At 42.6% G+C, this 17,087-nt stretch carries 12 protein-coding genes and 2 pseudogenes; 1 reads left to right on the top strand and 13 read right to left on the bottom strand.

The features are described 5' to 3' along the window. Positions 1 to 37: 37 nt before the first annotated feature. The 3 genes from JCM19038_RS21060 to JCM19038_RS14265 form a co-directional block, all read right to left on the bottom strand. Entirely contained in the window at positions 38 to 445 is a 408-nt protein-coding gene (locus tag JCM19038_RS21060; protein ID WP_052361699.1) for a Z1 domain-containing protein, read from the bottom strand. Then, complete coding sequence (locus JCM19038_RS21055; RefSeq protein ID WP_052361697.1) at positions 442 to 1,581, bottom strand: hypothetical protein; 1,140 nt, start codon at positions 1,579 to 1,581, stop codon at positions 442 to 444. Before JCM19038_RS21055 ends, JCM19038_RS21060 begins: the two co-directional genes overlap by 4 nt. Before the next feature lie 97 nt (positions 1,582 to 1,678). Beyond that, complete coding sequence (locus JCM19038_RS14265) at positions 1,679 to 3,112, bottom strand: YdiU family protein (protein ID WP_042419255.1); 1,434 nt, start codon at positions 3,110 to 3,112, stop codon at positions 1,679 to 1,681. Positions 3,113 to 3,233: 121 nt separating this feature from the next. Between JCM19038_RS14265 and JCM19038_RS14260 the strand changes: the two genes are divergently transcribed. Next, positions 3,234 to 4,274 carry a hypothetical protein gene (locus JCM19038_RS14260; protein ID WP_042419253.1) on the top strand — a complete coding sequence of 347 codons (1,041 nt, stop codon included), beginning with the start codon at positions 3,234 to 3,236 and terminating at the stop codon, positions 4,272 to 4,274. Between the two features lie 30 nt (positions 4,275 to 4,304). Here the strand turns inward: JCM19038_RS14260 and JCM19038_RS14255 are convergent, their stop codons facing one another. From JCM19038_RS14255 to nhaC, 10 genes and pseudogenes are all read right to left on the bottom strand, one after another. Beyond that, positions 4,305 to 5,480 carry an iron-containing alcohol dehydrogenase gene (locus tag JCM19038_RS14255; RefSeq protein ID WP_042419250.1) on the bottom strand — a complete coding sequence of 392 codons (1,176 nt, stop codon included), beginning with the start codon at positions 5,478 to 5,480 and terminating at the stop codon, positions 4,305 to 4,307. 12 nt (positions 5,481 to 5,492) lie between these two features. After that, positions 5,493 to 6,143, bottom strand: coding sequence for a permease prefix domain 1-containing protein (locus tag JCM19038_RS14250; protein ID WP_042419247.1), 651 nt, complete (start codon positions 6,141 to 6,143; stop codon positions 5,493 to 5,495). Next, entirely contained in the window at positions 6,136 to 6,480 is a 345-nt protein-coding gene (locus JCM19038_RS14245) for a PadR family transcriptional regulator (RefSeq protein WP_042419245.1), read from the bottom strand. The genes JCM19038_RS14250 and JCM19038_RS14245 overlap by 8 nt, the downstream gene beginning before the upstream one ends. Before the next feature lie 111 nt (positions 6,481 to 6,591). Further along, positions 6,592 to 7,697, bottom strand: a pseudogene (gene ald / locus JCM19038_RS14240) (alanine dehydrogenase). A 14-nt stretch (positions 7,698 to 7,711) separates the two neighbouring features. Then, complete coding sequence (locus tag JCM19038_RS14235; protein ID WP_042419242.1) at positions 7,712 to 9,235, bottom strand: GNAT family N-acetyltransferase; 1,524 nt, start codon at positions 9,233 to 9,235, stop codon at positions 7,712 to 7,714. 20 nt (positions 9,236 to 9,255) lie between these two features. Further along, positions 9,256 to 10,668, bottom strand: coding sequence for an NAD-dependent succinate-semialdehyde dehydrogenase (locus JCM19038_RS14230; RefSeq protein ID WP_081831811.1), 1,413 nt, complete (start codon positions 10,666 to 10,668; stop codon positions 9,256 to 9,258). Further along, complete coding sequence (locus JCM19038_RS14225) at positions 10,655 to 11,761, bottom strand: C45 family peptidase (RefSeq protein WP_052361695.1); 1,107 nt, start codon at positions 11,759 to 11,761, stop codon at positions 10,655 to 10,657. The genes JCM19038_RS14230 and JCM19038_RS14225 overlap by 14 nt, the downstream gene beginning before the upstream one ends. Positions 11,762 to 11,783: 22 nt before the next feature. Further along, on the bottom strand, positions 11,784 to 13,142 hold the full coding sequence (locus JCM19038_RS14220) for an aspartate aminotransferase family protein (RefSeq protein WP_042419232.1): 1,359 nt from the start codon (positions 13,140 to 13,142) through the stop codon (positions 11,784 to 11,786). A 163-nt stretch (positions 13,143 to 13,305) separates the two neighbouring features. Continuing rightward, positions 13,306 to 15,399, bottom strand: a pseudogene (locus JCM19038_RS25110) (sigma 54-interacting transcriptional regulator). Between the two features lie 69 nt (positions 15,400 to 15,468). Continuing rightward, the gene (nhaC, locus tag JCM19038_RS14210; protein ID WP_042419229.1) at positions 15,469 to 16,878 is read right to left on the bottom strand and encodes a Na+/H+ antiporter NhaC; all 1,410 of its coding nucleotides are present in this window, start codon (positions 16,876 to 16,878) and stop codon (positions 15,469 to 15,471) included. Between the last annotated feature and the right edge of the window lie 209 nt (positions 16,879 to 17,087).

Below are 17,087 nucleotides of genomic sequence, written 5' to 3'. Positions count from 1 at the left end.
AATTCAGAAAGCAATAACTTGTTCGGGCTGCAAGGAATCAGTCTTCGTTCTCAGCTTTTTCTATAAAGACGACTTGCTGGTCTTCCCCTTCTTTAGAAAGTGACCTGCGTAACTCAGAATCAAATTCATGCATCCGCTTCATCACGTTGTAGATTTTTTGCGTCGTATAAAACCTTGTTACAACAACGTCGTCGATTGCTCTTGCACCGTACATTCTTGAATGCTGCATCACCGTATCTTGTTGAAAATTCCTCGGATTTCGACCGTAATAAAACCCAATGACGTTGTGAACAGTGATTCCACGATCAAGAATTTGACCACCTATGAATATATTAAGTGGTGCATGCAACCGCAATTCACCTTGCTGATTGAGCAAATTCTCCACATCTTGTTCTGAGTTCACGACCTCCGTTACGAGATGCTCATCATTTAAAGCTTTTTTCACACACTCGTACACGTGCTCAAAGGTAGCTTAAAACGTGTCGTCGATTGAATCACATGTTCATATGACTCTTGCACGATTTTCTGAAATGCCAACTCATCACCGTGCATCAGCTGTCGAAATTGTTCTTCCATCTTTATGACAACGTCCGCCTGCCACTCATGCGCTTTTTTCCCACGGTCTGTGTGAATTAGAAACGAATACTTCTTCCAACGCTCATTGGCGTGGCGCTGTTGTTCCCACCGAACTGCAGCTGCGGTGATGAAATTAATAAACGCATGACGCAGTCCTTTCACATTACCCGCCGTTAACAGCGTCGTTTCCTTCACGCGCCTACGGTCTTGTTTTTTTAGGACTTCTATTTCTTGTTCATTGACTGGCCAGAATAACGTGTTTGATAATTCGCTATCAAAATACGTTTTACTGCCAACATACTGATCATGAATCGGCACAATCTCAGTAAACGCTGGACGAATAGGGAGGTAACTCTTTTGTTCATGAACCGTACGGTCCTCAGGCTGCAAGTACAACGAGTACGGCGTGGCAGTTACTTGTAAATAAGAAGAATACGATAAACCCTTTCGAAGTTGATCAAGTTTCGATGAGATGACTCGTAATTCCGTAATGTTAGAAGCTTGATTATGATGATATGAAACACTTGCATAATCTGCTTCATCATCAATAAATAAAATACGTTTATCTTTGAGTTCTGGATGCGTCTCAAAAAACAGCTCATGTAATCGGTCTAAATTCTTCGTTTCCTTTTTTACGACGAGCATGAGTTTTTGATTGCGCTCATATTTTCGAATGCGATTTGGTAGCTTCATAATGTCGTACACTCTCGCTTGGTCGTTTTCAATCGGATTATGAAATTCGCTCATTAACCGTTGACACGTCTGTTTTAGCAAAGCATTTGATGACTTTGTTAATACAATTGCTAGATCGTAATCCCGATCAAATGCTACACCAATTACACCGATAAATGCTCTCGTTTTCCCAGATTGAATGTTTCCAAGTAGCATACCTGGTCGATTTGAAGATGTCGCTTCTGAAGCTAACTTATGATACGTACGAAAGATGACTTGTTCAAGTTCGTTATTGTAATGTTGATTCGCTCGTAATTGCGAGTAAAAGTTCATTGTCAAATCCCCTGTTCACTTAACATATACAGACGAACATCATAACACGCATCACAAAACAGGGATAGATGAGTGAACTCATCTACCCTGCTCAAATTCACGTCCCACAGTACGTTGTATACGGCTGATGACCTTCTGGCGTTTTTGTGTACAGATTGTGATCACTTGAATAAGAGTACGGATTCTTTAGCGCCTCAACAAATTGAATGAGGTGTGATGAATCCCCCTGATTTGCATGACGTAACACATCTTCTACAATATGGTTTCTCGGAATAATCGCTGGGTTGACTCGTTTCATTTGTGACATGACTTCTTCTTTAGTCGCTTCTTGACGTGAGAGACGCGCTTCATAATTCTCAAGCCAATCATCAAAATGCTTCGTCCCATATAAGCCTGTTTCAGCCCACTCTCGTAATGTTAACGCACGGAACGTATTCGTAAAGTCCGTCTTACGTTGTTCCATTTGCGACAGCAGTTCTCCAATAAGCTCACCGTCTCCACTTTCCTCACTCATTAGCCCAAGCTTCGAACGCATACCTTGAAGCATTTCAATCTGATACAAGTCTTTGAAACGGCCAATGGCTTCTTGTGCGATCTCAACACCTTCTTGCTGTGAATCACTTAAAAGGGGAACTAACGCCTCTGCAAGACGAGCCAAATTCCAATTTGCCATGTATGGTTGATTGCTGTAAGCATAACGTGCGTCTTTGTCTATTGAACTAAACACCGTTCTTGGGTCGTACGTATCCATGAATGCACATGGGCCATAATCAATCGTTTCTCCACTAATTGTCATATTGTCTGTGTTCATGACACCGTGAATAAAGCCGACGAGTTGCCACTGGCTAACGAGCTTCGCTTGACGCTTAATCACTTCGTCAAGAAAATAGGCATAACGGTTGTCCTCATTTTGAAATTGCGGGGTATGACGTTGAATCGCATAGTCTGCAAGATCTTTTAGCATTGAATCGTCTTTTAGCGCTCGGGCATACTCAAACGTACCGACACGTAAATGACTACTCGCAACGCGGGTTAAAATGGCACCTTGTAACGCGGTCTCTCGATGGACGAGCTCACCTGTTGTAACAACAGCCAAACTTCTTGTCGTTGGGATTCCTAGGCCGTGCATCGCTTCGCTGATCACATATTCTCGAAGCATCGGTTTTAAAGCGGCACGTCCATCGCCACTTCTAGAATATGGCGTACGTCCGGAACCTTTTAACTGAATGTCAACGCGCTCACCATTCGGTTTTTGTTGTTCACCGATCAGCAGCGCACGACCATCTCCGAGCATGGTGAAATTGCCAAATTGGTGACCTGCGTATGCTTGGGCAATCTTTGCTGATGACTCCGGTAGCTCGCTTCCTGAAAAAACATCGACCTTTTCTTGTTCATGAAGGTCATCGAGACCGATCTCTTTCGCTAATTCATCATTCCACATAAACATCTTAGGGGACTGGACTGGTGTTTCCTCTACCTTAGAATAGAACGTTTCTGGTAACTGCAAATAACTATGGTCGAACTTCCACATCGCTTAGATCCCTCTTTCGTTACGAATCGTTTCCCGTATCGTATCACAAATCAAGGGATTGCGTTTATCGGTTGAATCCAAAGGGAATCGATGAGTAAACGAGTAGAAAAGAGGGAAGATTTTGAACAAGAAAATCATGGCTTTTGTTCCGACTTTACCTTTCCTTCTAACGATGGCTTGCGACAGTTCAGAAATGAACGACACAACAACAGATCCTGTTGAAACTACAGAAGCAAGTGATGAAGACCCCGAGCCAGTAAAAGAAGAGACAGTCGACGCGGCCCCTGAGGAAGATAATGAAGATACATCGACAACGGACGATGTGGCTGAGGAAGAAACTGTAGAACATGACGAATTGTTTTTTACAGAAAATATCATGCTTAATTATAATGAGCTTATCGATGAAGAACACGGTGTAATTCCAGTCGTAGCGATTACTGTATCTGCATCAGATCTTGAACACCGTCTGTCTCATTCATTCCAATCGAGTGACACTACTCAAGATCACATTACAGAACACTTGACGAACGTTGAAATCGATGATAACAACGTCATTCACTTTACATTCCCCGAAGACTTTCCTGATGGTAGTATTAGCATGGCTTCGACTGAAAGCTTAGTTTTTACGAATATGCTACACGTCATAAGTGATGGGTTTGGTGCTAAGCAGATGAACTTCTACGCTGGAGACGAACTTGGCGTTATGATAAATCCCCTTGATGAACTATCCGAAGTACCTGTTGTACTGGACGATGGGGTTGGTTATTATCGACCTAGCATTTCACTTGATAGTGACTATGAGAACCCTCTAATCCCCACAAGATCAACAGACCACACAATCCTAAGTGATGATTTCGAAGAAGTGCTTCATGAACTGCAAGCGTTTGAGGGTGGCGCTTACTACGAATCACCAATTCCAGACGTTATTGAATTGCATGACGCTTGGATTGAAGACGACGGTAAAGCACAACTTCATTATTCAATTACCGATGAGAGTGAGTGGGATGAGGAACAACAACAAGCATTTGAATATGCCGTATTTCTAACCGCACTCGACTTTAATGCGACCAATGCAAGGCTTGTTGATGAAGGCAATCAAGAAATTCTCGATTTTCCGTTGCTTGAAGATCGTGATCCCCATGCAAATCAACCTGAACATTAATGAAAAATAGCCATTCCAATTGTGGAATGGCTATTTCTGTGCAAGGGTTAGGATCTGTATGATATCTTTATCATATAATTGTTCTAGGTCACCGATCGGACCATATAAAGTGGCGTTTTTCGCCATTTCTTCAAATCCTCCTGCAGGAAGATTAGCAGCTTGTAAGCTTGTCGGCATTCCAATCGTCGTAAGAAACGCCTCTACTTGCTTAATTCCTTCGTAGGCATCTACTGTAGCATCTGAAGTTGCTGTAACCGAGAACACGTTATGAGCAAATGTTGCAAACCGCTCCGGGTTTCTTTTGTACACATATTTCATCCATGCAGGCATCACGACCGCAAGCCCCGTACCGTGAGGAAGATCCGCGTATTTGCCGCTGAGTTCATGTTCAATGGCATGGCTTGACCAATCCCCTTCAATCCCACCTAAGCTTAACCAATCATTGTGAGCCACCGTAGCAAGTAGCATCATTTCCGTACGCGTCCTCTCGCCGTCTTTACCTTCAACTAATTCTTTTGCTACAGAAACAATAGATCGCAACGTCGCTTCTTGCCATTCTCGCACAAAGGGTAAGGGCTCAAGCTGTGAAAAATACCGTTCAAACACATGTGAAAAAATATCTGTGCAGGCGATCGCAAGTTGTTTCTTACTCAAACTGTTCGTAAAATCAGGGTTTAAAAGTGCAAACTGTGGGCGAATGTAGTCATTGCTCTCCATATCTCGCTTTAACGCTAATGTATCGTGAGTGAGAACACAATCCGCACTCGCTTCAGAACCCGATGCAGGTAACGTGACGAAGGCGCCGATCGGAAGCGCCTTCGTCACAGACGCTTGGTCACTAAAGAAGTCCCATACGTCACCTTCATACTCCACGCCCACTGCAATTGCCTTAGCTGAATCTATGACACTTCCGCCGCCGACAGCAAGAATGAAATCTACGTTTTCCTCCCGACAAAGCTCAATGCCATCGAGAACAAGCGAGCGGATCGGATTTGGTTTCACACCGCCAAGTGCAACATAGGAAATTCCCTCACGTTGTAACCACTGGGTGATTTGATCATACAATCCATTTTGTTTAATGCGATCGCTTCCGTAATGAAGCAGAACTCGCGTACCACCAACTTGACGAATTTCTTTTCCTACTCGTTCAACTGAGTCGGTCCCAACGATTAGTTTCGTAGAGCTTTGATGAGAAAATGAAAGCATCGTACCTACCCCTTATTTTTTCTTCCGTGACCTTCCTGATAGTAAAAGACCGAGCCACAAAGCAAAACCAGCGATCAAGAAAACCATAAGTGAAGAAATAGCAATGAACATTTCTCCAGTTGCAGCACCTGCAGAGAAACCAACAAATACCGCGAACAACATCGTACCAATTGCTAAAGCATAGAGCGCTGCACGACCTTGATGCATGGCATATCTTTTCGTAGTCTCAATCGTTAGTATGCTGTAAACGAGAAGCGCGCCACCTGAAACTGTAAAGATGTTCGGTCCAACGACAGAGACAGACTCAAGATCCATAAACACGAGCATTAACGACGTTAGTGTACCGAATAAAATGAGGACTGCAGAAGCGACAATGCCTACTTTTGAAATTCGCGCAGACTTTGATGAATACATGTTGTGTTTCGCTTCTTCTTGTGAAGATCGTTGCAAATCTTCAATTAGACCGCTTAAATCTCCAAGTGATGCTTTCGCTTCCTTAAACGCTTGATCTTCTTCTAGACCACGTGACTTGTAGTCACTTATCTTCTCCTTCATGTTGGAAAACAATTCTTCTTTCATTTCAAAGGCTTCTTGACTACTTCCAACATTTTTAAATAGATGATTGATGTACGTCTCAATCTTTCTATCCAACGCATCAGTCATGTAAAATCTCTCCTTTAATAAGTTGATTGATGACTTCTTTTGCAAAATCCCAATCTTGTCGATTTTGTTCATATCGCTCTTCTCCTTCTGGTGTTATACGATAATACTTCCTTCGTCCACCTTGCGTTTCATCACCCCAATAAGACGTGATCAACTCTTCTTTCTCAAGTCGACGAAAGGCCGTGTAAAGCGTAGCTTCTTTGAGCTCGTATTGATCGTCACTCAATTGAATGATCTTCTTATAAATGTCATAGCCATAGCTATCTCCTTGACGAAGTATATTTAGAATAATTGTGACCGTATGTCCTCGGATCAAATCAGTAGAAATTCCAGACATAACCTCACCTCCTAAAATACATTATATGCAATATTACTATTTGTGTCAAAGTAATATTGCACAAAAAATCACACGAAAGGTATAAGCTTCGTGTGACCCGTAAAAATGTGTTTATACCGCTGCAAATGGTTCGTACTTACTTCCGTGCGCTGTGGCAACCGCTTCGTATGTGATTTGGCCTCGGTACGTATTTAAACCTTTACGTAAATTCACATTGTGAAGTAATGCTTTTTCTAAATCATTAGCGATTTGAGCAGCATAAGGAATTGTCACATTACTTAATCCAATCGTAGACGTTCTCGGAACAGCCCCTGGCATATTCCCAACAGCGTAATGAACGACATCGTGCTTCGTATACGTTGGATCATCGTGTGTAGATACACGGTCAACCGTTTCAAAAATTCCACCTTGATCTATTGCCACATCAACAATGACAGAATGAGCTTTCATTAACTGAACTGTTGATTCACGGACGAGACGAGGTGCTTTTGCACCTGGAATTAATACGGCTCCGATGACAAGGTCTGAATCAATAACGTTTTCGTGAATGCTAACGGGGTTACTCATCACTGTCGTAACTTGGTTACCAAACAACTCATCTAATTCGCGCAAACGAACAGGGTTCGTATCTAGAATTGTCACATTTGCTCCAAGACCGATTGCGATCTTGCTGCATTAGTCCCAACAACGCCACCACCAATGACGGTTACTTTACCACGAGGCACACCAGGAATTCCGCTTAATAAAATTCCCTTCCCGCCTTTAGGCTTCTCGAGAAACTGAGCACCAATTTGAGATGCCATCCGTCCAGCGACTTCACTCATCGGTGTAAGAAGCGGAAGCGTTCTTTTCTCACTTTCAACCGTTTCAAATGCAATTGCTGTCACTTTCTTTGAAACGAGTGCTGATGTAAGCTCAGGCTCTGCTGCTAAATGTAGATAGGCAAACAAAATCAGCCCTTCATAAAAATAATCATACTCACTTGCTACTGGTTCTTTAACTTTCATCACCATTTCCATCTTCCAAACATCAGCTGCAGTTGGTTCAATAACAGCACCAGCTACGTGATACTCTTGGTCCGAAAAACCAGAAGCAACTCCTGCTTCTGTCTCAATATGTACGTCGTGTCCTGCTGACTTCAATTGACTCACACCCGCTGGTGTAATGGCTACACGGTTTTCGTTGTTCTTTACTTCTTTTGGGATTCCAATACGCATAAACTTAATCCTCCTTATGGATGAACGACTTCAAAATCAGATGCCTTATACAAACTCTGGCGTCGCTGACTCCAACTACCGTTGACTCTCTCTCGGCGAAGCACTTCTTTATCCGTTGTTGCAACGAGTACATCTCCAGTTGAAACGTTCGATTCAATTAGCACACCGGTAGTTGAAAGTTGCGGTGCAAGTGGCGAGTAGATGCCTGTTACTCCGTGATACGTTTTGCTATGACTCACATTTGGCACTCTGCCAACGATTGACGATGTGACTACGAAAATTTGGTTTTCGATTGCACGTGCTTTGGCAATTCGCTCCACTTCAAGTGCCGATGCTTGGGTTGAGCCTGCAAAAGGTACGACTACCCAGTGTGCACCACGTCCGACTGCCATTCTAACAATTTCTGGGAACTGTAAATCATACCCTAACATGAGCGACACTTTGCCAAAGTCTGTTTCAAAGATGTTTAGTTCATCTCCAGGTGCTATACCATACTTCCGTTCCTCCTCGACAGTTATATGCAGTTTGTCTTGAACATCAACCGTCCCATTACGGTGAAAAAGGTGCGCTCGATTTTTAAGCGTCCCTTCGTCTTTTACAAAGGTTGAACCTGCAAAAATGTTCATGTTATAACGAACTGCAAGGGTATGAAACAATGAACGGTAGTTCTCATAACCTTCAGCAATCGCCCGTGCTTGTTTGCTAGGAATGGTTTCTTCTCGATACGATAACCATTGCAACGTTAACAATTCGGGAAACACGATCGCTTGCGCATGGTGCTCCAATGCGATTTGCACGTCATTCTCCACTTGAATTGCAAAATCTTCAAAGGATGAAATTGGAGAAAGTTCATATTGGCTTGCTGCAAATGTTACAGGCAATGAACGTTGATACAACGCCTCATCAGACCGTACATAATGAGGGTTTTTCCATTCCATGAGTGACGCGTACTCTAACGATTCCTGGTCATGTTTCAAGTAGCTCGCTAAAACTTTTCGCAATTTGAACCCGTGCGATAATTGAAACGTTAATACTGGATCGTAAATATTCTTCTTAATTACTTCTTCAGCATACTCTTTTGCGCTAAATTGATCCGCATACTTATAATAGTTCGGCAATCGTCCGCCAAATAAGATGCTTTCAAGATTAAATAACTGGCAAATGCGTTGTCTTGCTTCGTATAGGCGACGGCCAATTTTCATATGGCGATAATCTGGATGTACGACGACTTCAATGCCGTACAAATGTCGACCATTTGGATTGTGGTTGCGAATATATCCGTCATCGGCGATGTCTTCAAAACGGTGGTCTTCTCCATAATCATCAAAATCAATAATTAAACTTGAACAAGAACCGATAATCTTACCGTCATACTCGACACAGACTTGACCTTCTGGGAATGTTCGTAACTGGCTTTCAAAGTGTTTTCTTTTAAAAGCAATTTCAGGAATACCAAACCCAATCGCATTTACAGTAATGATTTGATCGATATCAGCAAACGTTGTCTGCCTAACGATGATTTTGGGTTCACGACTCATAAAGCAACCTCCATCACGAGTTAGTTGGTTTTTATGGACACAAATTTCTCGATGAGATAGTCGTCAAGCCCATATTTGCCGCCTTCTTTGCCTGTTCCACTTTCTTTTATTCCACCAAATGGTGCTTGAACGGTAATCGGGGTCGGGTCGTTAATGCCAACAATGCCGTATTCAAGTTCATTCATCACTTCATATGCACGACTAAGATCATTCGTAAAGCAGTACCCTGCTAATCCGTAACGGCTGTTATTTGCCCGTTCAATGACTTCTTCCGTCGTTTCAAATGAGAAGATCGGTGCGACAGGTCCGAACGTTTCTTCAGTAGCAATCCGCATTGTGTCGGTTGCACCTTGAATGACTGTCGGTTCAAAGAAATTCCCGTCACTTTCGATAATGCTCCCTCCACTTAAAACCTTGCCGCCTTTAGAACAAGCATCTTGAACATGTTCATTCACTTTCTGAACCGCACCATCGTTAATTAGAGGACCAACATCCACACCTTCTTTCGTCCCATCACCAACCGTTAACTCTGATACTTTACGCGCTAAAAGATCTCCAAACTCTGAAGCAACCGATTGCTGAACGTAAACACGATTTGTGCTAATACACGTCTGACCTGCATTTCTAAACTTAGACATGAGCACACCGTTTGCCGCTGCTTCAAGATCGGCATCTTCAAAGATGATAAAAGGGGCATGACCTCCAAGCTCCATACTCATACGTTTCATTGTCGCCGCAGAATCACGCATGAGCATCTTACCGACAGCCGTTGATCCCGTAAACGTCAGCTTACTCACATCTGTGCTGCTCGTCATTTCTTTACCAATCGCTTCTGCATCTCCAATGACTAAATTCACAACTCCCGCAGGCACTCCTGCTTCATGGAAACATTCAAATACGTTAATCGCAGAAAGTGGTGTAGCCGGTGCAGGCTTCAATACGACCGTACACCCCGCAGCCAATGCTGGGGCAATTTTTCTCGTTATCATTGAAAAAGGAAAGTTCCATGGCGTAATTGCCGCTGCGACTCCGACAGGTTGACGAAGAACCATAAGATGCTTGTCTTCATGAGATGCTGGTACAACATCGCCATACACACGCTTCGCCTCTTCTGCATACCACTCTAAGTAGTTAATACCACTCGTGACTTCCCCTTTTGCATCAGCAAGTGGCTTACCATTTTCTTTTGTAATCGTATTAGCCAATTCGTCTGCACGAGTGCGCATAATCTCAACTGCTTTTGCCATATAGGCACCTCTCGTTGCACCCGGTAGCTTACGCCACGTCTTAAAACTTTCATTGGCAGCTTGAATCGCTTCTTTCGTTTCGTTTGCGCCAACGACAGAGACAGAGCCAATCACCTCTCCTGTTGCTGGATTATACACATTCTCTTGATCAGTCGTTTCCAACCATTCTCCATTAATGTACGCCATAATGCCCCTCCTGAGTAATCGATACAAATTCATTTTCGCTAGGTTTGCCGACACAAAGATCCATCGTACGCTTTGATAAGTTCATCACAACAGAAAAGACCGTTTCCATCTGACGATGTGTTGGTGCCGCTTCGTTTTTGAAATGATTGATTGCATTCGGTGCGTTGTACGTATCACCTAGCCATGATTTAAATGTGTCTTCATCAATACGCTCATTATTTACGAGCGCGCCGAGCATAAGCTGTTCTGCACGTTTTTTGCGAAGCATTGAATCTTCGAAACGTAACTCATTCATATCGGATAAGTCTTGCAATACTTTCTGCGAAAGTACGTGGTTCGTATGAACAAGTCTTCCATCTTCTCCACTCACGTAATCCATGCCAAAAGGTGATACTTCAACGTTGACGCTCATTCCAGCGTCCTCACCATTGTCATAACCAATAAGAAAACTTGCTGCTGCCGCGATTTGTTTTTGCTTAATCTTCGCAATGGCTTCACTCATGCTATAAGAATTAAGCACAGCCCGTAATCCGAGATGAATCGGCAACTGATCGGACTTTTTGTCTGTAATGAGAGCGTTAAAACAAATCCCAACCCCCGCTTCATTAAAGCCAATTTTGCCGATCATGCCACCTTCAGTTACCATTGTAATTTTTGGCGCATTAACCGCTTCGATATCAAGGAGCAACAAGCTTTTCTCTTGTTCCCCTTTCCAGTCCCAATTTTGGGCAATGATTGTGTCATTGGTTAGTGGAGGATACACTGACATCGCTGTACAGCCATCTGAAAAACTCGGTCCACTACCCGCTAGAGCAATTTCACTTCGCGCATTTAACGCTAAAATGTCTTCAAAATCAACACCAGCACCTAATGCAATACCTTCAATTTCTTCTAACATCGATGGATCGTGCTTTTCAATCGCTTTTACGTGAACGAGCGCCCGCTCACGTGCTTCTTGCCACGTGATGTTTTGATATTCATGGAAAAGGCGCTCGTATAAATCCAAACTTTGAAAAACTTGTTCTTTTCCAAGCTCACCGTGTTTCTTGCCGATTTCTCTTGCAGACCCTGCTAACGTTAAACGTTTAATCATCATTTCACTTCCTTTTCATGGATTAAAAGGAGGCTGTTAATGCCTCATCGATGATCGAAATCATTTCCGCAATCTCTTCTTTAGTAATCGTTAACGGCGGTGCAATCGCAATTACATCTCGATTCGGACCTAATGCTCGTAAAATAAGTTGGCGTTCAAAGCATTCATCAACGACTTTGACTGCAGGTGCAACATCTTCAGCGAAGCGTTCTCCCGTTTCAGCATTCTTTACGACTTCAAATGCCGCTAACATACCGATCGAACGACTATTGGCAACGTGAGCATGTTTGTCTTCTAGTTTCTTTAATTGTGCAAGTAACTCTTTCTCCATCTGAGCAGTATGTTCTACGATTTTCTCATTTTCTAAGATTTCAATATTCTTTAATGCAACCGCACAAGCCGTCGGATGTCCACTGTACGTAAACCCGTGAGCCAATACACCGTCATATTCGTTAATAACCGTATGAATTGCATCGTTAACCATGACCCCACCTAATTGCGCATAGCCACTCGAAATTCCTTTTGCAATGCTCATCATGTCGGGTGTAACACCCCAATGCTCTACACTAAACATCTTTCCTGTACGTCCAAACCCACAAATGACTTCATCTGCAATGAACAAGATTTCATGCTCATTACACAGTGTTCGTACTGCTTCCAAATATCCTGCAGGTGGAATATACACACCGCCAGAACCTTGAACGGGCTCCAATATAACAGCAGCAATGGTATCAGCACCTTCACGCTCAATCGTCGCGCGAATCGATGACTCATAATCCGGGTCATTTTTGTCACCGTTTTCACAAGCGGTAATATGAGCTTTCGCATGGAGAACATCTGCAATCCCTGACTCTGAGAAGTTATGGAACAACGGGATTGCCGTTGCCGTTTGTGCACCAATTGTTACACCGTGGTACGCATTCTCCAATGCAATTATCTTGCGCTTTTTGGGCTTGTTCTTTTGTGCCCAATAAAAACGAGCCAGTTTAAATGCTGTATCATTTGACTCTGAACCCCCTGAGGTGTAGAACACTGCGTTCAAATCGCCTGGTGAGATGCTTGCCAGTTTTTCTGCTAATTTAATCGCTGGTTCATTTGAGTAACCTTTAAAGGAAGAAGCATAAGCCATTTGAGTCATTTGTTCATACGCCGCTGTCGCAAGTTCTTTACGACCATGGCCGATATTTACATTCCAAAGCATGGATAACCCATCAAAATATCGCTTTCCGTCTTTACTGTTGGCGTAAACACCTTCGCCACTCGTGAAAATAAGCGGCGTTCCTTCTTCTTGTTGCAGCTTCGGTGAAGATGTCGGATGAATATAATGCTTTTTATCATGCTCAATTAATGTATGAACATCGTTTGCTACAGTTTTAACCATGAAAAAACGCCTCCTAAGTATGCAATCTATACCTAGTTTAAAATGCAATTCTTATGCCAACATAAAACCTTACTCATTCACGCATAAATCCACTTCATCAATTATGCATAATTGCATAATTGATGATTCGATGCATACATGTACAACGAAACACCTGCACAACTTACTCTCTTGCAGGTGTTTCGCTTTGTAGCTTTGCCCATTTTCGACTAACAGCCGATTGACTAATCCTAATGCTCTCGCTGCTTTTGTCGTTGTCTTAAATTGTTCCATCGCAAGACGCAACAATTGGTTCTCAATGAGTTGCTTTGCGTCATTTAAAGGCATAACAGAAGCCAAAACCGGTGATGTTGCTGACGGTTTCATTACTTTTTCGACACGTAAAAACTGGCTAGCTGCTTCTGCTGAAATTAAATCATCGTCTGCAGTCACAAACAATCGCTCGACGACATTTTGAAGTTCGCGAATATTCCAGGCCATGCGTACGTCTCAAGTAAGCTAAGTGCATCGGGCGAGAACGAATGGCGCATCTGATAACGCTCATTTAGCTTTCGTATAAAGTGGTACGCTAACAGTGGAATATCATCAGATCGCTCACGTAATGATGGCACATGGATGGGCACGACATTAATGCGGTAGAACAAATCTTCACGAAAGCTTCCATCTTGAACCATCGCTTCCAAATCCCGATGCGTAGCCGCAATAATCTGCACATCAACAGGAATTGGCGTTTGTGAACCGATGGGCACGACTTCCCCTTCTTGTAAGACACGAAGCAACTTCACTTGTAATGACATTGGAATATCACCAATCTCATCAAGAAAAAGCACACCGCGATCTGCCTGCTGAAAATAGCCCGGCTTTCCCTTAGAATCAGCACCAGTGAATGATCCTTTCGTGTAACCGAACAGCTCACTTTCGAGGAGCGTCTCAGGAATAGAGCCACAATTTAACGCTAAAAACGGTTCGCTATTTCTTGCACTTTTCTCATGAATGGATTTCGCAATCAGTTCTTTCCCAACACCCGTTTCCCCGTGAATGAGCACTGTCGACGAGAACATCGATAATTTTTCGATGTTCTTCATGATTCTCTCCATTTTCTCACTTGCGTAGATGAGCGTATGCTTTGGGGTTTGTTGATTCTTTAGACTTTCTAGTTCTTCCTTATAACGATTTGAGATAGCCTTCGTTTGCCTTAACTCTGATTTCAACTGAATATTCTCTGTTATGTCCCTTGAGGCAATAATAATTCGTTCAAGTTCTCCTCTTGCATTAAATACGGGGTTTCCAATCGCAAGCACTTTGTCACCCGAAGGAATCTCTTGAACGACAGACACTTTCTTTTGTTGTTTTAAGACGAGCTTTGTCACCGATGGAGGTAACCCTTGTAAATCAATTTCTAATAAATTCTTACCAACTAGTGCATCGATCCCATCAGGCCATAATCCTTCAATATATTTGTCGCTATGGCGTAGCAATGTGCCGTCTTTATCGACAATTAATACCTCATCATACATCGTGGACAAAACCGCATTTAAATCCCGGTTCAAATCTTTCACAAATTCTATTTCCATTGCCATCTGTTCAACATTGGCAGATCTTGAACGATGATTATTGCCCCTTCTACTTCTCCAGTTCCATTCTTAATCGGGCTATAGTCGACGAGGATGCCCATTTCATCTGTAATGAGGATTTGATTCAGAAGCGTTTCGCCGTATGTAAACACACGATGTACGTGATTTTGTTGAAACACTTCACCAGCTGATTTACCGACAACTTGATTATGTGTCGATCGAATCATCTGTAGAGCCTTATCATTACTATTCATAATGCGCTCGTTTTTATCAACGATGAACATTCCCATTGGAATTGAAGACAACAGAATTTTTAGTAGATTCGCGTTATGATGTTCTCGTTGAAACAGCTCAATTAACACATCTTCTCGTTCAATGAATCCAATTGGTGACTCTGATTCATCATGAACAATCACAATCGGCTCACCCATTAAATGAAATATCAACGGAAGTGTAAACGATTGATCCGGTTGAATCACCCCGACATTGTGCATGGATGTAGAGACTAACTCTAAGTCTTTGCGCGACTGAATACCGTCACTATCTTTCAACTCGACATAGGCTTGCAGTTGATTATCCTTTTCCAAGAAAAGGAACGGCTCTTTGCACTCTTGTAAGTATTCTGTTATTTCATCGGAATGTTCAGGAATGGTGTAAATTGGTCGCAATTGTTCCATTAACATAACAAAACTCTCCCTTTCTATCAGTATACTAAAAAAGTAGAGAGATTGTTAGAATTGTTGATAAATTATCTAACTAGCTTGCTTACTTTCTGTTGTCGGTTCATCCTCTTCATACTCAATTGTAAAGCCTATATAACCATAAATAATCGCTATAATTGGACTTAACAACGCCAAAAATGCGTACGGCGCATAACTAAACGCGCTTACACCAAGCGTTGCAAACATAAAGGCTCCACACGTGTTCCAAGGAATTAATGGTGATGTCATCGTTCCTGCATCTTCAACCGTTCGTGATAAGTTCTTTAATTTTAAGCGACGTTTTCTGTACTCACCTTCATACATTCGCGCCGGTAAAATAATACTCAAATATTGATCACACCCAACGACATTCGATGCAAAAGCAGTTGCTACTGTCGTTGCAATTAAACTTCCTGTAGATTTCGCAAGACGCATCAGACTTTCAACAATCGCCTTGAAAAACCCTGCAGACTCCAATATCCCTCCAAAGCTCATCGCGATAATGATTAACGAAACGGTCCACATCATCGCTTCAACGCCACCGTTCGTTAATAAGTTGTCGACAGCCTCATCACCCGTTTCGACGACATAGCCTTCAACAAGCATGCCGATTGTATCTTCAAACGCTACCCCTTGAACAAAAATAGCACAGATTAGCCCAAGTACTGAACCAATGACGAGCGCTGGAATTGCAGGGGTTTTCATGATCATGAGAATAATAACGATCAGAGGAACGAGAAGTAACCACGGTGTGATCGTAAACAATTCTGTTAAATTTTGTTGCAGATGCGCAATTTGAGACGTATCCGATCCAGATTGATGTAAGAAAAAGCCCATGATCGTATAAATGATCAACGAAATAATCAGTGCGGGAATCGTCGTATAAAGGAGATGACGAATGTGCTCAAACAAATTCACCCCGAGCACCCCTGGCGCTAAGTTTGTCGTCTCAGAGAGCGGTGATATTTTATCTCCAAAGTAAACACCTGAAATAATTGCTCCCGCAACCATCGCTGGATTCATTCCGAGCCCTTCACCAACACCCATTAAAGCAATACCAATCGTACCCGCAGCTGTCCAAGCATTACCTCCAGCTAACGAAACGACACAACAGATAATACAAGCAGCAACAAGAAAATAGCCAGGAGATAAAATGCTCAATCCGTAATAAATCATCGTTGGTACAATTCCCCCAGCAATCCAATACGCGATAATCGTTCCAATAATAATTAAAATGATAATCGCTTGCATGGCAAGTCCAATCGCTTTCAACATCCCCGATTCTAATGTTTTCCACGTGTGACCTAGAGCCATCGCAATAATGACAGCAACTACTGCACTAATAAACAGTGGAAAATGTGGATCTGCACCGTATCCCCCAATCGCAACGACTAATGCCACAATCATAAAGGCAATTGGCAAAAGCGCTACAAGCAATGTCGGTTGCTTTGCTTCTTTCATTCCCTTCTCTCCTTTTGCGTGTATCTATTTAAAAGAATTGAACTTGCAAAAAGCTTGCCAACTTACTAATGCAGTCTAACCACAAAAAAGCACGGTTCTAGTTATGCAAATATGCATAACTAGAACCGCGCGAATAATTTCATCAATCATGTACTACTACTCAATTTGTTAGCATTTGTCGCCAAAAGTGCACTAATTATCTGGAGAAC

The sequence above is a fragment of the Geomicrobium sp. JCM 19038 genome (assembly GCF_000698125.1).
In the GTDB taxonomy this organism is placed as follows: Bacteria; Bacillota; Bacilli; order Bacillales; family Marinococcaceae; genus Geomicrobium_A.
Note: the sequence above shows the minus strand (reverse complement) of the source record. Positions and strands in the feature narration are given on the sequence as shown.

Excerpts from the sequence above, each read along its gene's own strand:
- JCM19038_RS14265 (WP_042419255.1), bottom strand. The coding sequence starts at position 3,112 with ATGTGGAAGTTCGACCATAGTTATTTGCAGTTACCAGAAACGTTCTAT.
- JCM19038_RS14235 (WP_042419242.1), bottom strand. The coding sequence starts at position 9,235 with ATGAGTCGTGAACCCAAAATCATCGTTAGGCAGACAACGTTTGCTGAT.
- nhaC (WP_042419229.1), bottom strand. The coding sequence starts at position 16,878 with ATGAAAGAAGCAAAGCAACCGACATTGCTTGTAGCGCTTTTGCCAATT.
- JCM19038_RS14245 (WP_042419245.1), bottom strand. The coding sequence starts at position 6,480 with ATGTCTGGAATTTCTACTGATTTGATCCGAGGACATACGGTCACAATT.
- JCM19038_RS14255 (WP_042419250.1), bottom strand. The coding sequence starts at position 5,480 with ATGCTTTCATTTTCTCATCAAAGCTCTACGAAACTAATCGTTGGGACC.
- JCM19038_RS14225 (WP_052361695.1), bottom strand. The coding sequence starts at position 11,761 with ATGATTAAACGTTTAACGTTAGCAGGGTCTGCAAGAGAAATCGGCAAG.
- JCM19038_RS14250 (WP_042419247.1), bottom strand. The coding sequence starts at position 6,143 with ATGACTGATGCGTTGGATAGAAAGATTGAGACGTACATCAATCATCTA.
- JCM19038_RS14220 (WP_042419232.1), bottom strand. The coding sequence starts at position 13,142 with ATGGTTAAAACTGTAGCAAACGATGTTCATACATTAATTGAGCATGAT.
- JCM19038_RS21055 (WP_052361697.1), bottom strand. The coding sequence starts at position 1,581 with ATGAACTTTTACTCGCAATTACGAGCGAATCAACATTACAATAACGAA.
- JCM19038_RS14230 (WP_081831811.1), bottom strand. The coding sequence starts at position 10,668 with ATGGCGTACATTAATGGAGAATGGTTGGAAACGACTGATCAAGAGAAT.